A 22172-nucleotide genomic window follows, 5' to 3' on the forward strand; every position below is an offset into this window, starting at 1 on the left:
CGAACTGTCCTGCGCTGGCTGAGGATGACGGCGAAAGCGGGGGCGCCGACGAGCGCGGTGACGACACCGATCGGTAGCACCTGCCCCGCTATGATGACACGCGACCCGATGTCGGCGGCAATCATGAACACCGCACCGATCAAAGCGGAGGCAGGCAGCAACAATCCGTGCCGGACGCCAACGATCATCCGGGAGACGTGCGGGATGACGAGGCCTACGAAACCGATCGAGCCGACCATGCTGACCATGGCCGCCGTCATCATTGCCGTTGCGCCGATCAGGACGCCATAGACCCGTCGAACCGGGATGCCGAGCGAGGCGGCGGATTCGGTGCCGAAGGTGAATGCGTCGAGCGCCCGCGCATGCCACAGACAGACGATGAGGCCGACCACCGCGACTGGCACTGCGAGCCAGACATCCGGCCAGCGGACGCCGGAAAGATTGCCGAGCAGCCAGAACATGATGGCGCGGGCCTGCTCCGCATTGGCGGCCTTGGTGACGATGAAGGAGGTGAGCGCGTTGAAAAGCTGCGAGCCGGCGATGCCGGCCAGGATGATCGCGCCATGGCCCCTGCCCGCGCGCATCGCCAGCAGGCTGACGAGCCCGAAGGCGAGGAGCGCGCCGACGAAGGCACCAACCGGCAGCGTCAACAGGCCGGCACCGATGCCGAGAACGGCGACGCCGACCGCGCCCGTCGATGCGCCCGCCGAGATCCCGAGGATATAGGGATCGGCCAGCGGATTGCGCAGCAGCGATTGCAGAACGACGCCGGAAAGCGCCAAGGCCGAACCGCAGCAGGCGGCGACGATGGCGCGGCTCACCCGGTAGTTCCAGATGATCCCCTCGTCGAGCGCGTCGAGCCCGTAGCCGGCATCCCACAGCCGGTTGGCGACCGTCTTGGCGACGACGCCCATGGGGATGGCCGTTTCGCCGATCGCCGCGCCCAACCAGAGCGCGACGAGCAGCACGACGAGCGCCAGCAGGCTGGCGCTCGTCCGGGACAGGGATGGCGTGAGGCCGATCACTTGCTCAGGCCGGATTTCTCGACGGCATCGGCAAGGACCTCGATGCCTTCGATGGTCCGGATGGTCGGGTTCATCGCCTGGGCGTCCATCTCGACGACGTGGCCCTCTTTCACGGCGGGCAGCAGGCTAGTGACCGGGTCGGTCTCCAGGAACTTGTGCTTGACGGCGACGTCGTCGGCGGGGAAGCGGCGGCGCTCCATCTTGCCCGCGACGATCAGCGTCGGACCGGACTTGGCAATGGTCTCCCAGCCGACGGTCGGCCATTCCTCTTCGCTGTCGACGACATTCTTGATGCCCAGCGCCCGCATGATGTAGCCCGGCGCGCCGTTTTTGCCGGCGACATAGGGATCGATGTCGAGCTCGGCGCTCGAGAACCAGAACACCGCGGAAAGCTTGCCGTCTGCCGAGGCGATCTTCTTTTTCGCCGCTTCCTCGCGCGCCTTCAGCTCGGCGACCAGCTTCTCGCCGCGTTCCTGGACGTTGAAGATCTGGGCCAGTTCGGTAATTTCCTGGTAGATCAGGTCCATGGTGAAGACCGTGTGGCGAACGCCATCGCCGCCGCCGGTATTGTCCTTGCCGACGCAATCGGCCGGGGACGTGTAGACCGGAATGCCGAGTACCTCGAACTGCTCGGGCGTGGCGACGATGCCTTCCGGACCGACATGCCACTGGAACTGCGCCGTCACGAGATCCGGCTTCTTGGCGACGACGCTTTCGAAGCTCGGGTCGTTGTCGGCCAGCCGCTCGACCTTGGCGTTCGCTTCCTCGTAGCCCTTGGTGACCGGACCGATCCAGACGGCGGTCCCAACCATGCGATCCTGGAGGCCGAGCAGATACAGGATCTCCGTGCTGCTCTGGCCGATCGAAACGACGCGTTCGGGCGCCTTCTGAAAGGTGACCTGATGGCCGCAATTGGTGAGCGTCAACGGATAGCTGGTCTCGGCCTGAGCCTCGACGCCAATAGCCGCCAGCAGAACGGCGGCAGCGCAGACGATGCCGCGATTTGATTTCGCAAAGATGCTTTTCATAAGTTTATTCCCCGGATTCGATGAAGCAGCCGCAAGGAAATGCGGCCCGGCGTGGCGCGGACGGACGGGATGAGCCCGTCTAGCGACAGCTCGACGGCGTCGAGAAACGGGGAAGACCGAAGGCAGCAAGGCGCAGGTCGGCGCAAGGCGAGGTCATGACGTGTCCTATTCCGGGCATCCCCGCCCGTGGTGGAGTGAACGCATGACGGCAGGTCTCCTGGCTCGCGGATATCTGCCGTCCATCTGCCTTCCCGCGATCGAGCTCGCAGTGGCATGATGCTTTCGCATCACCAGGATGGGCGGCAATCCGCTCACAGTTGCGGGGGCAGCCACGGTCTTGGTCCCTCTTGGGTCGTCCGCACCGTGTTCCCTATTAATCCCCTTCGCTTCGTCGTAGGGGAACCGTCATCGGCTTCCTTAATTAGTTGATCTTATCTGGTCAAGGCCGGTTCCATTGCTACTGCATGCCTCCTTGAATCGACCGCGATTTAAGGACAAAGACATGCAGCAAATCAAAGTGCTACAGCGACCTTTGCGCGTCTGATAAGACGCGCGGCGATGTAGGCCGCGGCTTCAGAAATCCCAGTCCTCATCCTCCGTCGCGACCGCCTTGCCGATGACATAGGACGAGCCGGAACCCGAGAAGAAATCGTGGTTCTCGTCAGCGTTCGGCGAGAGCGCCGAGAGATACGGCACATGGCATTTCGAAGAGATGATGTCGCCGGCGATCCCGAAGGTCGCTCCGAAGTTGCTGTTGCCCGCGGCGATCACGCCGCGGAGATTTGCCCGGTTTTCCGCTACGTTCAGGAAGCGGATCACCTGTTTTGGAACGGCGCCGCGGCCATCGCCGCCGCAATAGGTCGGCACGATCAGCACGAAGGGCGCCTCGGCCCTCAGAACCTGATCGGCACGAACGGGAATGCGGCGCGCGGGAAGGCCCAGGTTTGCGACGAAACGATGGGTGTTTTCCGACCGGCTGGAAAAGTAGACGAGCCCGCCCATCGCTCGCCTCTCATCAAAGCGCGCTGATCATATCGGGCCGGAAACCCGCCCAATGCTGCTCCCCGGCAATGACGACCGGAACCTGCCGGTAGCCAAGGTCTTGGACCAGAGCAAAGGCGTCCGCGTCTTCCGAGACGTCGACAATGGTGTAGTCGATGCCCTGCCGATCGAGAGCGCGGGTCGTCGCGGTGCACTGGACGCAGGCAGGTTTGCTGTAGACGGTAATCGACATGGTTTCCTCGTGTCTTCACAATCGGCATGGGAAATCGTTCGGCCATCCGCCGATGGCCGCGCGAAGAATGGGAGAAGCAAAAAAAGCAGCCGCCTCCGACATCCGACAGCCGGACGCGCCGCTACTCGCGCGGATACGCTGGAAACAGAATCGACATGGACTTCACCCCGCAGCAGTTAAGGCGGGGTATTCGCGGAAACGGCGGTGCGGCATCATTCCGCGCTCCGTCGCTCGCCTGCCGGACACCCCGCCCGTGGACGATCTTGTTGAGAGGCAGGTCTCCTGGCTTGCGGGTCACCGCGTCCACCCTGCCTTCCCGAGGCTTTTCGGCCCCAGTGGCATCGTCGGGTGAACGCTCGCCGCTCACAGTTGCGGGGGCAGCCCTGGTCTTGCACGCCCATCATGGATGCCGCGCACCGGATTCCCGTCTTAGCTTTCGATCTTCGAATCGAAAGAACCTCGAACACAAGATATAGTAGATGAGATTAAATTCTCGTCAACAGCTATGATGGTTTATCAAGCAGCGTCTCAATCTCGGCGACATCCGGCACACGCGGCGAATGATGTCGTAGACCCCCGTCATCAGGTTGAGCCGGGATACGAACGTCCGAGCGGAATGGTGGATAATCAAGTATAGTCTTTGAGCCATCTCTGAGGCAGGAGGAAGGGCAGATGTCCGTCGACTCGGGACCGCGAAAAGTGGATGCCGGATATGCGATCGAATACCTGCAGGAGCATCCGGAAGCCGGCCTCTGCTGCGACGATCGGGGCTGCTGGATTACGCCGAATGCGAACGAGACCGATCGGCAGGCGCTGCTTCTCGAGGCGACTGAAGCCGAGCGGCTCAAGGACGATCCTCGCCTTCGGCTGGTGTCCGGAATCGCGCATGCGGGCCGGTCGCTGTGGGTCGTGCGACGGATGACCTGACGATCTGGACAGGCATCACGGGTTTCCTGATTTTTGGAACCCGGTCTCTTCAAGAGGCGCAGCGGTTGCCGACGCCACCGCCCTGGATCCCGCCGCCCGCTGAACGCCCCACTCGTCTTGCGGCAGTGTGACAGGCGGCGATGTCCGCCAGGACGGACAAGGCGAGCGACCCCGCATCGCGCGCTTTTGGAAACAGGCCGATGGGCGCCTTGATGCGGGCGATCGACGCCTCGGAGAAACCGCGCCGTCTGAGTTCGTCGCAGCGCCGCCGATGGGTCCGCTCGCTGCCGAGCGCGCCGATGTAGAAGGCCCGGCTTGCCAGCGCGATCTCGAGCGAAGCCATCTCCTTGTCCAGGTCATGGTGCAGGAGGGCGACGGCGGAATCCTCGTCCAGTTGCTCGGGCCGCAACCCTGCCGCTCCCTCGACAGCGACGATGTCGTAGCCGACGGCGCCGGCGAGGCTAATGGTCGTCTTCAGTTCGATCGACCGTCCGCAGAGCACGACCCGCGTGACGGGGCGATAGCTGGCGACGAAGCTCCCCTGGTCCCACCCCGGATCTGTCGCTCCTCTTATGAACTCCAGGGACTGAGCCGCTGCGTCGTAGCGCAAGCCGGCCCGCTTGCGGGCGGCGAGCGCTGCAAGCACGGCTTCGAGCGGATCGCTGCGCCGGAGCACGTGGATGGCGAGAGTGATCGCGCCGCCGCAGGGAAGAACGATGTCGAAGAACTTGGAACCCTGGCCGAGGATGAGCCTGCGGTCGCATCCGGCCCTGATCGCCTCAAGGGCTTCCGCCGCGACGGCAGCCTCCACGCAGCCGCCCGAGACAAAGCCGCAGAACAAGCCGTCGTCCCGCACCGCCATGTGCGCGCCGAGCGAACGGGCCGCGCCGCCGCGGATCGCGACAAGCGTGACCAGCGCGACGCGCTGCCCGTCGCGCAGCGCGTCGCGGCCAAAGGCGAGAATCTCTTCCGCATCGTCGGTGAGGACGGCGTGGTGCGGGACCGGCAATTCCTCATCAGGTTTGCTTAGCATCGGATGTCCTCGCCGGCGGGCGGTTTCAAAGGCTCAAATCGCCATCCAGGCGCCAGTCGGTTTCTCGTCGCGGCCGCTCTTCATCCGCTCGGCGAGCAGGAAGGCAAGTTCCAGCGCCTGATCAGCATTGAGGCGCGGATCGCAATGGGTGTGATAGCGATCCTGCAGGTCGCCGGCCGTCACCGCGCGGGCGCCGCCGGTGCACTCGGTGACGTCCTTGCCGGTCATCTCCACGTGGATGCCGCCCGGATAGGTGCCTTCGGCGCGATGAATCTGGAAGAAGCTTTCGACTTCCGACAGGACCCGCTCGAATGGTCGCGTCTTGTAGCCGCCGAGCGTGATGGTGTTGCCGTGCATCGGATCGCAGGACCACACGACCTTCCGACCTTCCCGTTCCACAGCCCGGATCAGCCTCGGCAGTCGGTCGGCAATCTTGTCGGAGCGGAAGCGGCAGATCAGCGTCAGGCGGCCCGCTTCGTTCATCGGGTTCAGCGCGTCGATCAGTTCGACAAGGTTGTCGGGCTGCAGCGACGGACCGCATTTGAGGCCGATTGGGTTCTTGATGCCGCGGAAATATTCCACATGTGCATGATCGAGCTGGCGCGTGCGGTCGCCGATCCAGATCATGTGGCTGGAGGTCGCGTACCAGTCTCCCGAGGTCGAATCGACGCGGGTCAGGGCCTCTTCGTAGCCGAGCAGCAACGCTTCGTGGCTGGTGAAGAAGTCGGTCTCGCGCAGGCTCGGATTGTTTTCCGTGGTGATGCCGATCGCCCGCATGAAGGCCATCGCCTCGCTGATGCGGTCGGCAAGCTTGCGGTAACGCTCGCTCTGTGGGCCTTCCTTCACGAAACCCAGCATCCACTTGTGGACGTTTTCGAGATTGGCATAGCCGCCCATCGCGAAGGAGCGCAGCAGGTTGAGCGTTGCAGCGGATTGGCGGTAGGCATCGAGCTGCCGCTCCGCTCCGGGCGTGCGGGCGTCCTCGGTGAAGTCGGTGCCGTTGATAATGTCGCCGCGATAGGTGAGCAGCGTCCGGCCGTCCTGCGTCTCGTGCGAATTGCTGCGCGGCTTGGCGAACTGGCCGGCGATGCGGCCCACTTTGACGACCGGAAGCTGGGCTCCATAGGTCAGCACGACAGCCATCTGCAGGAAGGCACGGAAGAAGTCGCGGATATTGTCGGCGCCGTGTTCCACGAAGCTTTCGGCGCAGTCGCCGCCCTGCAGCAGGAAGGCGTTTCCGTCCGCCACGCTGGCGAGCTGCTTCTTCAGGCGGCGCGCCTCGCCGGCGAAAACGAGCGGCGGAAAGGTCGCGAGCTTAGCTTCGGTCGCCGCCAAGGCGGCCCTGTCCGGATAGTCCGGTACCTGCTCGATCGGCTTTTGCCGCCAACTGCTCGGGGTCCAATTCTGTGCCATCTCTAGCTCCCCGGTTCCGTCACCGACAGAACCTGTTCAATGTGCTGCGGGCCGATTCCATTCCGGCCGGTCGTTCAAACAATATGCGTGCCGCCGAGGTTCTGGACCGCGCGGCGTGCCATGACGGTGACGAGATGGGCGCGGTAGTCGGCCGGCGCATGCATGTCGCCCATCATCCGCGACGGGTCGATGGCGAGACCGTCAAGGGCCTTCGCCGTCAGGTTTTCCGTCAACCGCTCCTCAGCCTCCGTCCAGCGGAAGACACCCTCGTTGCCGGCGCCGGTGATCGCCACGCGGACATGCCCGTCGCGGTGCTTGCTGACGAACGCCGCCGCCATCGCGTAGCGCGAGGCCGGATTGCGGAATTTCGCGTAGCCGGCGATGTCCGGGATCCTGAACTCGAGGCGGACGAGGATCTCGCCGGGCTCGAGCGCCGTTGTGTAAAGGCCCTGGAAATATTCGTCGGCCGGGATTTCCCGGCGGTCGGTGTGCAGGATCGCATTGAGCGACAGCACCGCGGACGGGTAGTCGGCGGCCGGGTCGTTGTTGGCGGTGGAACCGCCGATCGTGCCCATATGGCGCACCTGCACGTCGCCGATCGAGCCGGCCAGCCCGGCCAGCGCCGGGATCGCCGCCTTCACTTCCTTCGATGCCGCGACGGCCGCGTGTTTGGTCGCCGCACCGATGACGACGGTGTCCGACGTCACCGCGATGCCGGAGAGTTCCGGAATGGCCCGCAGGTCGATCAGGTGCTGCGGAGCGGCAAGCCGGTTTTTAAGCGTCGGGATCAGCGTGTGGCCGCCGGAGAGGTAGGTCGGCTCGTCCGAACTCTCGTAGAGCGCGACGGCTTCGGCGAGCGTCCTGGGCTTGTGGTAAGTGGTTGCGTACATGGCTTGCCCCTTATTCGGCCGCCACGGCATGCGCCGCGCGATGTTTTTCCGCCGCGTCCAGCACTGCCTTGACGATGTTGTGGTAGCCCGTGCAGCGGCAGATATTGCCTTCGAGCTCGTGGCGAACGGTATGCTCGTCGAGCATGCCGTCATGGCGGCGGATGATGTCGACCGAGGCCATTATCATGCCCGGTGTGCAGTAGCCGCATTGCAGTCCGTGATGCTCGTGGAAGGCCTGCTGGACGGGGTGCAGCGTCTGACCGTCGGCAAGCCCCTCGATCGTCGTGACCTCTGCGCCATCGGCGGCAGCGGCAAGCACGGTACAGCTCTTCACGGCCCTGCCATCGAGATGGACGGTGCAGGCGCCGCACTGCGTGGTGTCGCAGCCGACATGTGTGCCGGTGAGACCGACATGCTCCCGGATGAACTGCACGAGAAGCGTGCGGTCTTCCACCTCCCGCGTCTCCGCCCTGCCGTTGATCGTAATGGTTACACGGGACATCGGCCCCTCCTCTTCAAACTATCAGACGGCGAGCGCCGCGATGATGACGACGGTCACGGCCACGAGGCCGAAGACGACGAAGGGAAAATGGCTTGATGGCTTCGCCGCGGGCACTGCCTGCGCCGCAGCCGGAGCGGCGGCGTCAACGGTCGCGCTTCGGGCCAGCTCCGCTGGCTTCGCCTGGGCAAGCGGGACAACCGTCGCGCCTGCATCGGCCGCCTCGTTGGCCGCGCGCGTCGCCAGCTTTTCGAAGAATTCGTCGGCCAGCTTTTTGGCGGTAGAATCGATCAGCCGCGCGCCGAGCTGGGCGAGCTTACCGCCGACCTGCGCCTTGGCGATATAGGTCAGCACCGTCTCCGAGCCGTCGACGAAGAGCTGCACGTCGGCGCCGCCCTTGGCGAAGCCGGCGACGCCGCCCTTGCCCTCGCCCGAGATGGTCAGGCTTTCGGGCGCCTGGACGTTGGAGAGCATCACCTCGCCGGCGAAGGTCGCCTTGACCGGGCCGATCTTGGTGGTGACGCGGGCCGCGTAACCGGTTTCCGGCGTGCCCTCGAGGCTGTCGCAGCCGGGAATGCAATCTTTCAGCACGGCCGAATCGTTGATCAATGCCCAGACATGCTCGCGGGGTGCGGCGATGCGGTATTCGCCCTTCATATCCATGGATCTATCCTCCCTTTGCCGTCACTTGGCGCCCGTGACCGCCTCGAAGAACGAGAGGTCGAGATATTTCGAGATGTCGGTCAGCCGCTTTCCCCCCTTGCCGTAGCGGGAGCGCAGGTCGAGCACCGTCCGCATGCCGTCGGGCAGGATCTTCGAACCGGGCGTCAGGCCGGAGCGGGGCGAAAGCAGGCTTGCCATGATCGAGGGCACGGCGGCCGGCTGGATGTCAGGCATCCTCGACTTGAGGAGTTCGGCAGCCGCATCGCGGCGCTTCGCATCGAGCGTCCATTCGAGCCCCTTGAAATAGCCGCGCAGGAAGGCCTCGACTGTTTCCGGATTCTCGGCCGCGTAGCACCGGCGGGCGGCGACCACGCCGCCCTGGTAGCTGTCGAAGTGGTTGGACGAGACGTCGAGCACGTTGAAGCCGGCGCGCCTGGCGATACTGGTGAACGGCTCGATGGTCAGCGTCGCGGCGTGTTCGCCGGCCTTGACCGACTGCCAGCGCTGCGGGGTGGCTCCGACCGCGGCGAAGCTGACGTCGTCGCGCCTCAGGCCGTTCTTCGCCATCATCTCGAAGAGCACGAAGGCGAAACCGGTCGTCAGCGCGTCGAGGGCGATCGATCGGCCCTTCAGGTCCTGGTAGGTCTTGACGTCGGGCGCGGTGACGATCGCGAGCTCGAGCTGTGTGGCGCCCATCAGCACCACATAGTCCGGGTTCACTCCGGCAGCCGTGGCACCCTGGCCTTCTTCATAGGCCACGACGTTGTCATAGGCGGTGAAGACAATGTCGAATTCGCCGGCGGCGGTTTTCTCCGCCTGCGCCACCGAGCTCGGGGTCAGCGCCAGCTCAACCTGGATGCCTTCGTCAGTGAAAAAGCCCTGTTCGATCGCCGCGAAGGTCGGCAGGTTCGGCGCACCCGGAAAGGCGATGACGCGGACGGTCTTCAAGTCACTCATTAAATCCTCCTCAGGACACCTTGCGTCCGTTGTTCATGGCGCGCCAGACGTTGGCCGGCGTCACCGGCATCTGGATGTCCTTGACGCCGAATTCCAAAAGCGCGTCGACCACAGCATTGACGACGGTCGCCAGCGCCGGTGTCGTGCCGCCCTCGCCGCCCGCCTTGATGCCGAGCGGATTGGTCGGCGAAATCACCTCGGCGATCTCGCACTTGAAGCTCGGCATGTTGTCGGAGCGCGGCATGCCGTAGTCCATCAGCGAGCCTGAGAGCGGCTGGCCGCTGGTCGGGTCGATGGCACAGAGTTCCCACATCGCCTGGCCGACGCCTTGGGCGATGCCGCCATGCGTCTGGCCGTGGACGATCAGCGGATTGATGCAGCGGCCGACGTCGTCGATCGTCGCATAGCGAACGATCTGCACATGGCCAGTGTCGCGGTCGACTTCGACTTCGCAGACGGCAGCACCGTTCGGGTAGACCGGCGTGTGCATTTCGTTGTCCTTGACGACGCGCAGCGCGCCGTGCGTGGTGCGCGTGCGGCGGCCAAGCTCGAAAATGTCGATCGTCCGGTTGGTATTGCGCAGCTTGAAGACGCCGCCCTCGAAGTCGATCTGGTCGGCCGCCGAGCCCAACAGTTCGGCGGCGCGCTTGCGGCCTTCGCCAAGCAGGTCGGCCGATGCCATGGCCATGACCGTGCCGGCGTGGCGCATCGATCGGCCCGAGTGCGAACCGCCGCCGACGCTGACGATGTCGGTGTCGCCAAGTACGATCCAAACCTTTTCGACCGGTACCTGGATCATGTCCGCGACGACCTGGGCAAAGCTCGTCTCATGGCCCTGGCCGCTCGGCTGGGTGCCGATGACGACCTCGATATTGCCGTCGTCCTTGATCTCGATCTCGGCGCGTTCCTTCGGCGTGCCGATCGACGATTCGACATAGTTGGCAAAGCCGCGGCCGAGCAGCTTGCCGCGCTTGGCGGCCTCGGCCTTGCGGGCATCGAAGCTCGCCCACTCGGAGATCTCCAGGGCGCGGTCCATATTCTTTTCGTATTCGCCGCTATCGTAGACCGACCCGACCGCATTGGTATAAGGCATCGCCGAAGGCGGGATGAGGTTCATGCGGCGCAGTTCCAGCTTGTCGAAGCCGAGTTGGTCCGCGGCAAGCTCGACCATCCGCTCGATCGCGTAGGTCACCTCTGGGCGGCCCGAACTGCGATAGGCCTGGGTGCACATCGTGTTGCTGAACACGGCACGGGCGCGCAACGTCGCATAGGGAATGTCGTAGGAGCCGGTGATCAGGCCCGAACCCTTGCTGAGCGGGGAGAGCGACACGGCGCGGCCGCCGACATTCGAGAGGTTGTCGGCGCGCATGGCCAGGAACTTGCCGTCCTTGCGCAGCGCCAGTTCCACCTTGGTCACCAGGTCACGGCCCTGATAGTCCGTAAGAAAGGCTTCCGAGCGGGTCGCGGTGTATTTCACCGGCCGGCCGAGCTTGCGGGATGCCCAGAGCACCAGGCCGAATTCGACATAGACGCGGTTGCGGGCGCCGAAGTTTCCGCCGACGTCAAAGGACAGCACGCGGATATCCTTCGGCTCGATGCCAAGCACCTTGGAAAGCTCGTTCTTCTGGCGCACGGCGCCGCCGCTGCCGGCATAGAGCGTGTAGCGCTTCGTCTCCGGATCGTAGTGGCCAAGGGAAGCGCGCGGCTCCATGGTGACGGCGGTGACGCGATGAATATGGAACTCGGCCTTCACCACATGGTCGGCCTGGGCGAAGGCCGCGTCGGTGCCTTCCCTGTCGCCGAAGGTCGTGTCGATGAACACATTGTCCGGAACCTCGTCCCAGATGGTCGGGGCGCCGGGCTCGGCCGCCTTGGCCGTATCGGTCACATAAGGCAGTTCCCGCCAGTCCACGAAAACCTTCTCGGCTCCATCGGCAGCCTCGGCGGCAGTCTCGGCGACGACGATCGCCACCGCCTCGCCCACATGCCGCGCCTTGTCGGCGGGCAGCAGGTAATGCGGTCCGGTGAAGGCCTTGCTGCCGTCCTTCGCCCGCAATTTCATGTCGAAATTGGTCGACGGCACGGGATTGTGCGGAATGTCCGCGAGGCCATCGGCAAGCACGTCCTCACCGGTCAGCACCAGCAGCACGCCGGGGCTTGCCAGCGCCTCGGTCTTGTCGATGCCGAGGATGCGCGCATGCGGATAGGGCGAGCGGACGATCGCCGCATAGGTTTGGCCGGGCAAGGAGAAGTCGTCGGAAAAACGGCCCTTGCCGGTGATCAGCCGACCGTCTTCCTTGCGCGGAATGGGCTTGCCGACATGCTTGAACAGCGCCTCCCGGACCAGTTTCATTTCCGGAGAAAGCTCGGCCGAAGGGGACCCCGGCAGCTTCAGCGGATGCACAATCACCTCGGTTGCAGCGGTCTTGAGCGAGCTAGTCATGGCACCTCTTCGTCTGAATCACGGCGGTTCCACCGGGCCGCCGACATGCGATCACCTTGTCGTCAGGCCGTATCGCATGCTGTTGCGCTTCGTATTAATGTATGACAGTATGGCGAACATAAAGCAATCGAAAAAGATCGACCTTTGACAAAGGACGATTGCCCGATCCGGCTCGATGCTTTTCGATTGAAAAGGAAGTCGGCTTCTCGGCCCGCCGGGGCGGAGGCCGAACGTGGCTTTGGAGGCACGCTATGACACCATTCGCGCGCAAGGCGCCGATCGATCTGCAGGAACATCTGCAGCGGCTGGAGGCCCTTGGTCTTCTCACGAAGATTCAGGTGCCGATCGACAAGGACAGCGAGTTGCACCCGCTCGCCCGCTGGCAGTTCCAGGGCGGCCTGCCGGACGAGCAGCGCCGCGGCTTTCTTTTCACCGAAGTGAAGGGGGCAAAGGGCGAGACATACGACATCCCGGTCGCCGTCGGCGTGCTGGCCGCCTCGCCGGCTATCTATGCGGCGGGTCTCGGCGTCTCGGAGGATGAGATCGGCGACGTCTGGGTGAAGGCCATGGAGCAGCCGATCGATCCGGTGACCGTCACCGAGGCACCCTGCCAGGAAGTCGTCGTCACCGGCGACGAGCTGAAGCAGGAAGGCAAGGGTCTCGGCTCACTGCCCGTGCCGATCTCGACGCCCGGTTTCGACAGCGCGCCCTATTTCACCGCGACGCTCTGCGTCACCCGCGACCCGGAAAACGGCATCCGCAACATGGGCACCTACCGGGCGGCGTTGAAGGCGGAAGACCGTCTTGGCGTGCGCATGGCGAGCCGCCTTTCCGGCGCCGGCGGTTACCAGCACTGGTGAAATACCAGAAGATGGGCAAGCCGATGCCCTGTGCCATCGTCATCGGCTGTGCGCCGGCGGTGATCTTCACCGGCCCGCAGAAGCTGCCGATCGACCAGGACGAGCTCGGCGTCGCCGGCGGGCTGATCGGCGAGCCGATCCGCATCGTCAAATGCAAGACCATCGATCTTGAAGTGCCGGCCGATGCCGAGATCGTCATCGAAGGCCTGATCGACCCGGTCCTGCTGGAGCCGGAAGGCCCCTTCGGCGAAAGCCACGGTCATGTGGCGCTCGAGGATTTCAACATGTCGATGCAGGTGACGGCGATCACCCGCAAGAGAAAGCCGGTGCTCGTCTCGATCGTCTCGCAGGTGACTCCGAGCGAATCGAGCGTCCTGAAGCGCGTCGCCTATGAGCCGCTTTTCCTGAACCACCTGAAGAAGGTGCTGAACGTCAAGGGTCTCAGGCGCGTCGTGATGCACGAGCCGCTCACCAATATCCGCAAGGTGATCTTCCTGGAGTTCGACCGCTCGGCGCCGCAGTCGGAAGTCTGGCGCGGCCTGCAGGGAGCCGCGACGCTGCAGGCCCAGTGCGGCAAGATCGTCATTGCCGTTTCCGACGATATCGACAGCCGCAATGCGGACGCGGTCTTCTGGTCGCTGGCCTACCGCGCCAACATGATCGACGACGTGCATGTCACGCCGTATCGCTCCGGCGGGCACGGCCCGAAGTCCGGTTCGAAGAGCGCCGAAGGCACGCTGTTGATCGACGCAACGCTGAAGGCACCGATGCCGCCGCTGGCCCTGCCGGCCGAGCCCTACATGGTCAGGGCACGGCAGATCTGGGAGGATCTCCAGCTTCCCCGACTCACCCCGCAGCCGCCATGGCATGGCTATTCGCTCGGCGACTGGACCGACCGCTGGACGCAGTTCGCCGACGATGCGGTCAACGGCGACTGGCGCAAGACTGGCGAGAACACCCTTGCCCGCCGCAAGGGCGGCATGAAGCCGGAAACGCCGACCCGCGACATCGAGAAGGACTGACAACGAACGGGCGCGGGCGGTCCAAGCCGACTGCGCCGCACCTGTTCAAGTTCGATCCATACTTATTCGACGCGACCTGGGAGGAACGAAGCTGAAGATCGGCCAATCACAATTGCGTTTCGAGGATGACGCGCTGATCACCGGCCGCGGCCGCTATATGAACGACCTCGCCGCCAAGAGCGAGGCCGTGGCGGTCTTCGTCCGCTCGCAGGTGGCTTCGGGCCGGATCGTCATCATCGATAGCGACGCGGCGGCCGGAATGCCTGAGGTCCTCGCCATCATCACCGGTCCGGATCTCAAGGCCGCCGGCCTCGCGCCGATAGAGCCGCGCGGCAGGCACCCGGGTCCGGATGGTGGCGAGATGCGCGTTCCGCTCTTCTATCCGCTGGCGATCGATCACGTGCGCTATGTCGGCGACCCGGTCGCCATGGTCGTCGCGGAGACGAAATCGGCCGCGCTTGACGCCGCCGAAGCCGTGTTGGTCGAGATCGAGGAGCGGCCGGTGGTGGTCGATCCGCTGGAAGCCGTTTTCCCCGACGCGCCGCTCGTCTGGGACGACTTTCCCGACAACCGCTGTTTCACCTACGAGAAGGGCGACAAGGCCGACGTCGATGCCTCGATCGCCACTGCTCACACCGTGGTTCGGCAGCGCTTGAGGATTTCCCGCGTCGTTGCGGCCCCGATCGAAACGCGCGGGGCGATCGCGTCTTATGATCCCGCCGCCGACCAATATCAGCTCGAACTCGGCACCCAGGCGCCGCACCGGGTATCCGGCGATGTGGCGCCTGTCCTCGGCGTCGCACCGGACAAGGTACGTGTGGTGGCGTCTGATTGCGGCGGCTCCTTCGGCATGAAGAATGCCGGCTATCCCGAATATCCGGCGCTCCTCTTTGCGGCGCGAAAGACCGGCCGCACGCTGCGCTGGACGGCGGATCGGCTCGAAGCCTTCCAGGCGGACGCGCATGCCCGCGACATGTGGGCGGATGCCGCCCTGGCGCTCGACGCCGACGGAATGTTCCTGGCGCTCGACGTGCATGTGCGCGCCAATCTCGGCGCCTATCTCGGCCCGGCGACAGCGCATCCGCCGGTTGCCAATCTCGGCGGCATTGCCGGCGTTTACCGCACGCCGAAGATTTACGCCAAGGTGGATGGCATCTTTACCAACACCCAGCAGACGGCGCCTTATCGGGGCGCCGGCCGGCCGGAAGCGACCTATATCATCGAGCGGGTGATCGACCTTGCCGCCGACGAGATCGGCCTGGATCGGGCGGAGCTTCGCCGCCGCAACCTCGTGCCGCAGGACACCATGCCCTATTCGAGCGGCTTCATCTTCACCTACGATTCCGGCGACTTTCCCGGCGTGCTCGACAAGGCGCTCGAGATCGCCGACTGGGCCGGCTTCGAGGCCCGCCGGAGCGAAGCCAGGGCACGGGGAAAGCTGCGCGGCATCGGCATCGCCAATCCGATCGAGATCGCCGGCGGTCCGGTCGCCAGGCCGAATCCCGAGTTCGCCCGCGTCGAAATCTCACCCGCCGGAAAGATCCGAATCCATGTCGGTTCGATGGACAGCGGCCAAGGCCACGGCACCGCCTTCCGGCAGATCATCGCCGATCGGCTGGGCCTCGATACTGAGGACATGGAAATCGTCACCGGCGATACGCACGAGGTGCCGTGGGGCACCGGCACGTTCGGCTCGCGGACGCTCGCCGCCGCCGGCGGCGCCATATGGGCGGCCGCCGACACGATCATCGAGCGCCTGAAGGAGCACGCCACGGCGCGGCTGGAGGCGCATCGGTCGGAGATCGTCTTCGAGCACGGGATATACCGTGTCGACGGCCGCAACCGGGCCGTCTCCTTTGCACAGATCATGGCCGAGCAAGCCGGGCCCGTCTCGGCCGAGACCTTCGTCAGCAACGAAGGCGCCACGTTCCCGAATGGCTGCCATATCTGCGAGGTGGAGGTCGATCCCGAAACCGGACATGTGGAACTCGTCGCCTACTCGGTGGTCGACGACGTCGGACACATGGTCAATCCGTCGCTGGTCAAGGGGCAGATCACCGGCGGCGTGGCCCAGGGGCTCGGTCAGGCGCTGATGGAGAACGCCGTCTATGATCCGCATTCCGGCCAGCTTCTCTCGGCGACTTTCATGGACTACGCCATGCCGCGGGCCGCTGATATGCCGGGTGTCGAGGTCGTCGGCTATCCGGTCCCGACCAGACAGAACCCGCTCGGCGTGAAGGGCGCCGGCGAAGCCGGCACGGTCGGGGCGCTGTCGGCGGTGATGAGCGCCGTTTCCGACGCGCTGCGGCCCTTTGGCGTGAGGCACCTGGATATGCCCGCGACGCCCGATCGGATCTGGCGCTGCCTCAAGACGCAACCGGTGAAGGAGCCTTCTGCGTGACACCGATATACCGGGTTTATCGACGAACGAGAGGTGACGGCGCTCCGTTTTGTTTGTATGACAATCATCTGATCACATTGGTTTGAAATGCAGGGGCATACGAGGAGACACATGGCCAATCTACTTGCAGAGTCGCTCAATCCGCTCATCCACGAGCCCGCCCCCTTGCGGAACAAGATCATGAACTCGCTGAGGAGGGCTATCGAAACCGGCGCGCTAGAGCCCGGGACCCGTCTGGTGGAGAAGGACCTGTGCGAGAAGCTCAATGTTAGCCGCACGTCGCTGCGCGAGGCGCTGCGCCAGCTCCAGGCGGAGGGCATCCTCACCGATCTCAACAATCGCGGCCTCACAGTGGTGACGGTCACCCGCGCCGATGCGGAAAACATCTACCGCATTCGCGGCGTGCTGGAGCCGCTGATCGTCGAGCAATTCATCGAAAACGCTCCGGATAACGAAGTCAAAGCGCTGAAGGCCCAGAGCGAAGTGCTGAAGAAGGCCTATCTCAGCGGCAACGCCGAAGAGATCGTCGCCACCAAGCGGGATTTCTACGATCGCATCTGCACCGGGGCCCGCAATCCCATCGCCTTCGATCTCCTCAAGAAGCTGACGCTTCTGACCTCGCCGCTGCGGCGCAGCTCCGTCGTGCGCAAGGAGCGCCGCAGCCAGAGCATCGCCGAAATCGACGCGATCGTCGCCGCGATCGTCAACCGCGACAAGACGGCGGCCAAGGCCGCAGCCGAAAAGCACGTCGCCAATTCGGCGGTCTCCGCCTCCAGCAACGCCTTCGACGCGTCATAATCACGGGATAGCCGCATGCGCCGCATCATCATTGCCATCACCGGAGCTTCCGGCATCATCTATGGCGTGCGGGCGCTGCAACTTCTCCGGGAGGTCGAGGACGTCGAAACGCATGCGGTCATCTCGCCGGCGGCCTTCCGCACGGCAACCGACGAGATCGACATGAGCGCCGACGAGATCAAGGGGCTCGCCGATGTGCTTTACAATTATCGCGATATTGGCGCGGCGATTTCCTCTGGCTCGTTCCGCACCGCGGGCATGCTGGTCGCGCCCTGCTCGGTGCGGACGCTGAGCGGCATCGCGAACTGCTACAATGAGGAGCTTATCGTCCGCGCCGCCGACGTCTGCCTCAAGGAGCGCCGCCGCGTCGTTCTTCTCCTCCGAGAGACGCCGCTGCATGCCGGCCATATCGCCTTGATGGACCAGGCGACCCGCAACGGCGCGATCATCATGCCACCGGTCCCTGCCTTCTATTCGAAGCCGAAGACGCTCGATGACATGGTCACGCAGACGGTCGGACGCGCGCTCGACCTCTTCGACATTCACCTGCCGATGGTGAAGCGCTGGAAGGACGGTCCGGGCTCTCCCGGACAGCACTAGATCATCTTGCGTTCAGGCGACATCGCTGAAAACAGAAGATGCTCTAGATACAAAGTGCTAGAGCGCCGCAAGCGCCGTTTCGATAACGGCCAGCGCTTGCGCCGCCTTCGCGCCCGGATCCGCGGCACGGAAATGCCGCAGCACCACCGCAAGGTTTCCGGTCGCATCGACGGCGAACGCGCCCGCCGCGATCAGCGCCTCGCCTTCCGTCTCCAGCACGGCCAGTTCGATCTTTTCCGAACTGAGCTCGACACCCTTCACGCCGTTTCGCAATGCCTCGGTCACCGTGGTCGGCGCCGGGTAAGGCCCGCTCTTCAGCCGGCGACGCACGGCGCGCAACGGCTGCACCACCTCGCTGCGCCAGTCGGCGACGATCCCGTCGATGCGGGCGAGGTCGGACGACGTCAGCGCTACGGACTGCTTCGAAAGCCAGGCAGAGAACAGCAGAAGCGGCACATCGACACGGCATTCGTCCTGCAGGGTGAGGCAGGCTTCGCCGACCCCCGGCGCCGCATAGAGCTGCAAGGCAAAATCCCATAGTCCCTGTCTTTGGTCCGCCATGATCTGCCTCCGGCTCGTCAGGCATCGCTTACCGCCCGGTCTCAAAACGGGCAAGGTCCCCGCATAAAATTAGGCGATCCTAAAACAAAATCGGCGGGCGTCTGTTTCCGGGAGCCGAAGCGCACGCTTTGCTGTTGCGCAACCGCGATCTTTGTCATACAGTCGTACCGTCACATTATGTGATAGAACGAAGGCGATCGCCAGGAGGCAATCCCAAGGGAGGTAAATCTCGATGCTCAAATCTATTCGTCTGCTGACCGCGGTTGCGGCCACGGCGTTTGCCAGCATCTTCGGCGCGGCCGCGGCTCAGGCCGACGCGGTTTCCGATTTTTATGCCGGCAAGACCGTAACTATCCTGATCGGCCATCCGCCGGGTGGCTCCTACGATCTCTATGCCCAGCTCCTTGCTCAGCACTTTGGCAAGCACATTCCCGGCAATCCGACCGTGATCGTGCAGGGCATGCCGGGTGGCGGCGGGTCGCTCGCTGCGGCACATTTCTTTGCAAAAGCGCCGCGGGACGGCACCATGGTCGCCCTCCTGCCGGAATCGCTGGCACAGGATCAGGTCCTTGAGCCGAAAAAGAGCCGCTGGGACGTTTCCAAGATGCGCTTCATCGGCCGTGCCGCGGACGTCACCTCGGTGATGATGGCGCGCAAGGATTCACCGGTGAAGTCGATCGAAGATTCGCTGAAGTCCGAAGCGAATGTAAGCTGTTCCGGCCGCACGACGTCGAGCGCCCAGACGGGCGCGGTGCTGAAATCGCTGATCGGCTCGAAATTCAACATGGTCTGCGGCTATGACAGCGCCACCGCCAGCGCGCTCGCCGTGTTCCGCGGCGAGGCCGATCTGACGACCACCGTCTGGGCCAACTGGTCGGTCAACTATGCCCAGCAGCTCGCTGCCGGCGACGTCGTCCCGGTCGTCCAATTCTCCGAAAAGCGCCTGGCTGACCTGCCGGACACCCCGACCGCCGTCGAACTCACCAACGATCCAGCCAAGAAGCAGGCGATCGAGTTCTTCGGTGCAGGCGGCGATATCGGCCGCGCCCTGATGACCCCGCCGGAAACACCGCAGGACCGCGTCGCCGGCCTCTCCGCCGCCTTCGACGATTTGATGAAGGATCCGGAGTTCCTGGCCGATGCCAAGGCCCGCTCAATCCCGATCGCACCGATCAGCGGCAAGGAGGTCGACGCGATCGCCAACCGGATCATCTCGACCCCGCCGGAAGTGGTCGCCACGCTCAAGAAGGCGATCAACGACGGTTTCGACAACTGATCAAACACCCGCGCGACGCCCCTGCGTCGCGCGTTTTTCTTTGCCTCCGGGCGTTTTTCCTTCCAGAAAAATCGAGGATTCCGATCATGGACCACCAGGGTACGAAGCGTTTCGTCCCGGTTGAAACCGGCGCCCCGCGTTATGGCAGCGACCTGATCGCTGCTGCGATCCGCGAACAGGGTTTTCCCTATATCTGCCTCAATCCGGGCGCGAGCTATCGCCACCTGCATGACAGCCTCGTCAATTATCTCGGCAACGAGAAGCCGAAGATCCTGCTGTGCATGCACGAGGAACATGCGATCGGCATCGCCCAGGGCTGGGCAAAGATCACCGACAGGCCGCTTGCTGCTGCCGTCCATTCGAATGTCGGCCTGATGCACGCCACGATGGGCATATTCGATGCCTGGTGCGACCGCGTTCCCGTCGTCGTCATCGGCGCTACCGGCCCGCTCGACGCCACCAAGCGCCGCCCGTGGATCGAGTGGATTCACTGCACGATCGACCAGGGCGGTCTGGTGCGCGACTTCACCAAGTGGGACGACGAGCCGGCCTCGCCGGAAGCCGCGGTCGAATCGATCCGCCGCGCTACGATGCTGGCGACCGCCCGCCCATCCGGCCCGACCTATGTCAATCTCGACGTTACCGTGCAGGAAATGGAACTCGAAAAGGTCCCGGCGCTGCACGACATTTCCCGCTTCCGCGCCCCCGCCGATTCGGAGCCGCCGCGCCGCGAGCTGGAGGAGGCGATCGAGATCCTGGCCAAGGCCAAGCGTCCGGTTATCCTCAGCGGCCGCACCTCGCGCAGCGAGCAAGGCTGGGCCGAACGCGTGAAGCTCGCGGAACTTCTTGGAGCCAAGGTGCTCACGCATGTGAAGCTCGCGACGAGCTTCCCGACCACCCATCCGCTGTTCGTCGGCGAAACCGGTTGGAAGCTTTCCAAGAACCTGCTCAAGCACCTCAACGAAGCCGACGCCGTGCTGTCTCTCGATTGGCTCGACCTCGCCGGCACGATCAACCAGGTCTTCCCGGCCGGCGGCACGAGTGCGCTGATCATCAGCGTGTCGAACGACTTCAACATCCATCGCGGCTGGAACATGGACTATCAGGGCCTGCCGGCGGTCGACGTCAACATTCCGACCGTGCCGGAAACGGCCGTCTCGCGGCTTCTGGAGGCGCTCGAAACCCGCCTGCCCGCGCCAAGGACCTATGAGCGCCGCCGCCTCGACGCGGAACCGTCCCGAACCTCCGGCCCGATCAGCCTCATGGACCTTGCCAGGGTGTTCAACCGGGTAACCCGCGATCGCGACGTGTGCCTGACATCCCGGCCGCTCGGCTGGCCGACCAATGCCAACGAACTCGAACATCCGCACGACTATCTCGGCCACAATGGCGGCGGCGGCGTGGGTTCCGGTCCGAGCATCGGCATCGGTGCGGCACTGGCGCTGCGCGACATGAAGTCTCCGCGCGTGCCGATCGCGATCGTTGGCGACGGCGACTTCACCATGGGCAATACGGCGCTGTGGAGCGCCGCATCGCAGGGCATTCCGTTGCTCTACGTGATCTCCAACAACAATTCCTACTTCAACGACGAGCACCACCAGGCGCAGGTCGCCGTTGAGCGCGGCCGCCCGCCGGAAAACGCCTGGGTCGGCCAGCGCCTCCAGGATCCCGTCCCGGATCTGCTGATGCTCGCCAAGGCCCAAGGAATCGATGGTGAAGGGCCGATCACCGATATCGCCGAGCTTTCCGGCGCGCTGGAGCGCGGTATCGAGAAGGTGAAGTCCGGCAAACCCTGGGTCATCGATGTCCGCGTGCCGCCGGAATATTGCCGCGACCCGATGGTCGAGCTCGCTTAGACCGCACCAAACAATTTCCCCCGACTGGGCCCCGCTCATCCGAGCGGGGTTTTTTTTCCGGTCGGCGACCAGCGTTTCAGCAGCATGCCCATGCGGGCATGTATCAACTTCGCGCCTGTGTGGTCGCTCGGCTGGCCCACTGAAAGTTACCGATTCCTGATAGGTGAACGGAAAGGATACAACTGTAGAGGCTTTGCGACCGCAATGGGCTCACTCGCCTATTCCTGTCATAGTTGCTAAGGCAACTTTGGCCTGCAGCCGAAAAGGTCAGTGTCTTCCAAGGTTGCGCCAAATGAGCGGTTCGTAGCGTAGCCACTACGGATGAAAGAGATGAGACTTCCATGAAGCCTTATGTGATAGCTCTTGTCATGATTATCTCTTTCTCCTTCTCGCCGCTGCTTGTCGCGTTCATCGCTGAGGGTCTGGCTTACATAAGCGGATGCAGGGCGAGCTGGGATCATGGAGCCATTTGCCCTCCAGCGACGTCACTGATTGGCCCATTCGATGCGAATGCACTTCGGACTATGCAGCGGTTTTCCATTAACATAGCCCTGACATTTCTCATTGGGGCGGCGCTGTTCGTTGCCTGGCTTATTGCCATTGTGTGGTACGCGATTTCGAGAACTTGCCGAACTGGGAGCTAGGCTGTAGTGACAATTTAATCATTTGAGCCAGAGCATGATGGC

Annotated in this window: 19 protein-coding genes, 1 pseudogene and 2 riboswitches; of the genes and pseudogenes, 8 read left to right on the forward strand and 12 right to left on the reverse strand. The window is 64.1% G+C overall.

What is annotated here, in order from left to right:
* Positions 1-8: 8 nt before the first annotated feature.
* From N181_RS23280 to nrdH, 4 genes and pseudogenes are all read right to left on the reverse strand, one after another.
* Positions 9-1025: pseudogene (locus tag N181_RS23280) on the reverse strand (FecCD family ABC transporter permease); the annotation flags it as partial.
* Positions 1022-2053 (reverse strand): ABC transporter substrate-binding protein, encoded by a 1032-nt coding sequence (locus tag N181_RS23285; protein WP_037434989.1) that lies wholly within the window; start codon positions 2051-2053, stop codon positions 1022-1024. The gene N181_RS23285 and the pseudogene N181_RS23280, both read right to left, overlap by 4 nt.
* 190 nt (positions 2054-2243) lie before the next feature.
* A riboswitch (cobalamin riboswitch) is annotated at positions 2244-2475 on the reverse strand.
* Between the two features lie 151 nt (positions 2476-2626).
* Positions 2627-3055 carry a class Ib ribonucleoside-diphosphate reductase assembly flavoprotein NrdI gene (gene nrdI, locus N181_RS23290; protein ID WP_080577725.1) on the reverse strand — a complete coding sequence of 143 codons (429 nt, stop codon included), beginning with the start codon at positions 3053-3055 and terminating at the stop codon, positions 2627-2629.
* Between the two features lie 13 nt (positions 3056-3068).
* Positions 3069-3287 carry a glutaredoxin-like protein NrdH gene (gene nrdH, locus N181_RS23295; protein WP_037399820.1) on the reverse strand — a complete coding sequence of 73 codons (219 nt, stop codon included), beginning with the start codon at positions 3285-3287 and terminating at the stop codon, positions 3069-3071.
* Between the two features lie 255 nt (positions 3288-3542).
* Positions 3543-3764: riboswitch (cobalamin riboswitch) on the reverse strand.
* Positions 3765-3959: 195 nt separating this feature from the next.
* Between nrdH and N181_RS23300 the strand changes: the two genes are divergently transcribed.
* Positions 3960-4214: a hypothetical protein gene (locus tag N181_RS23300; RefSeq protein WP_014332813.1), complete on the forward strand. Its 255-nt coding sequence runs from the start codon at positions 3960-3962 to the stop codon at positions 4212-4214.
* A 49-nt stretch (positions 4215-4263) separates the two neighbouring features.
* Here N181_RS23300 and N181_RS23305 read toward each other — a convergent pair whose 3' ends face one another.
* The 7 genes from N181_RS23305 to N181_RS23335 all read right to left on the reverse strand — a co-directional run bounded on the left by N181_RS23305 (position 4264) and on the right by N181_RS23335 (position 12112).
* On the reverse strand, positions 4264-5247 hold the full coding sequence (locus N181_RS23305; RefSeq protein WP_050996899.1) for an XdhC family protein: 984 nt from the start codon (positions 5245-5247) through the stop codon (positions 4264-4266).
* 33 nt (positions 5248-5280) lie between these two features.
* Complete coding sequence (locus tag N181_RS23310) at positions 5281-6660, reverse strand: class II 3-deoxy-7-phosphoheptulonate synthase (RefSeq protein WP_037434991.1); 1380 nt, start codon at positions 6658-6660, stop codon at positions 5281-5283.
* 74 nt (positions 6661-6734) lie between these two features.
* On the reverse strand, positions 6735-7550 hold the full coding sequence (locus N181_RS23315) for an FAD binding domain-containing protein (RefSeq protein WP_037399849.1): 816 nt from the start codon (positions 7548-7550) through the stop codon (positions 6735-6737).
* 10 nt (positions 7551-7560) lie between these two features.
* Positions 7561-8052 carry a (2Fe-2S)-binding protein gene (locus N181_RS23320; RefSeq protein WP_037399852.1) on the reverse strand — a complete coding sequence of 164 codons (492 nt, stop codon included), beginning with the start codon at positions 8050-8052 and terminating at the stop codon, positions 7561-7563.
* Between the two features lie 21 nt (positions 8053-8073).
* Complete coding sequence (locus N181_RS23325) at positions 8074-8712, reverse strand: SRPBCC family protein (protein WP_037399855.1); 639 nt, start codon at positions 8710-8712, stop codon at positions 8074-8076.
* A gap of 21 nt (positions 8713-8733) precedes the next feature.
* Positions 8734-9669: an ABC transporter substrate-binding protein gene (locus N181_RS23330; protein WP_037399857.1), complete on the reverse strand. Its 936-nt coding sequence runs from the start codon at positions 9667-9669 to the stop codon at positions 8734-8736.
* A gap of 10 nt (positions 9670-9679) precedes the next feature.
* Positions 9680-12112 carry a xanthine dehydrogenase family protein molybdopterin-binding subunit gene (locus N181_RS23335; protein ID WP_037399860.1) on the reverse strand — a complete coding sequence of 811 codons (2433 nt, stop codon included), beginning with the start codon at positions 12110-12112 and terminating at the stop codon, positions 9680-9682.
* 251 nt (positions 12113-12363) lie between these two features.
* On the opposite strand from N181_RS23335, the gene N181_RS35260 reads away from it, so the two are divergent.
* From N181_RS35260 to N181_RS23355, 5 genes are all read left to right on the forward strand, one after another.
* Positions 12364-12972: a UbiD family decarboxylase gene (locus N181_RS35260; protein ID WP_280938365.1), complete on the forward strand. Its 609-nt coding sequence runs from the start codon at positions 12364-12366 to the stop codon at positions 12970-12972.
* Entirely contained in the window at positions 12969-13994 is a 1026-nt protein-coding gene (locus N181_RS35265; RefSeq protein ID WP_280938366.1) for a UbiD family decarboxylase, read from the forward strand. Before N181_RS35260 ends, N181_RS35265 begins: the two co-directional genes overlap by 4 nt.
* Positions 13995-14106: 112 nt before the next feature.
* Positions 14107-16395 (forward strand): xanthine dehydrogenase family protein molybdopterin-binding subunit, encoded by a 2289-nt coding sequence (locus N181_RS23345; RefSeq protein ID WP_060563911.1) that lies wholly within the window; start codon positions 14107-14109, stop codon positions 16393-16395.
* Positions 16396-16506: 111 nt separating this feature from the next.
* Entirely contained in the window at positions 16507-17193 is a 687-nt protein-coding gene (locus N181_RS23350) for a GntR family transcriptional regulator (RefSeq protein WP_037399868.1), read from the forward strand.
* A gap of 15 nt (positions 17194-17208) precedes the next feature.
* Entirely contained in the window at positions 17209-17793 is a 585-nt protein-coding gene (locus N181_RS23355) for a UbiX family flavin prenyltransferase (RefSeq protein WP_037399871.1), read from the forward strand.
* Positions 17794-17850: 57 nt separating this feature from the next.
* On the opposite strand, the gene N181_RS23360 is transcribed toward N181_RS23355, so the two are convergent.
* The gene (locus N181_RS23360) at positions 17851-18354 is read right to left on the reverse strand and encodes a TIGR02444 family protein (RefSeq protein ID WP_037399874.1); all 504 of its coding nucleotides are present in this window, start codon (positions 18352-18354) and stop codon (positions 17851-17853) included.
* Positions 18355-18586: 232 nt separating this feature from the next.
* Between N181_RS23360 and N181_RS23365 the strand changes: the two genes are divergently transcribed.
* Together N181_RS23365 and N181_RS23370 are read left to right on the forward strand one after the other, a co-directional pair.
* A complete protein-coding gene (locus tag N181_RS23365) occupies positions 18587-19630 on the forward strand; it encodes a Bug family tripartite tricarboxylate transporter substrate binding protein (protein ID WP_037399877.1) in 1044 nt (347 codons plus the stop codon).
* 86 nt (positions 19631-19716) lie between these two features.
* Entirely contained in the window at positions 19717-21486 is a 1770-nt protein-coding gene (locus N181_RS23370; protein ID WP_037399880.1) for a thiamine pyrophosphate-binding protein, read from the forward strand.
* Positions 21487-22172: the final 686 nt, after the last annotated feature.

This window comes from Sinorhizobium fredii USDA 205 (assembly GCF_001461695.1).
Lineage (GTDB): Bacteria > Pseudomonadota > Alphaproteobacteria > Rhizobiales > Rhizobiaceae > Sinorhizobium > Sinorhizobium fredii.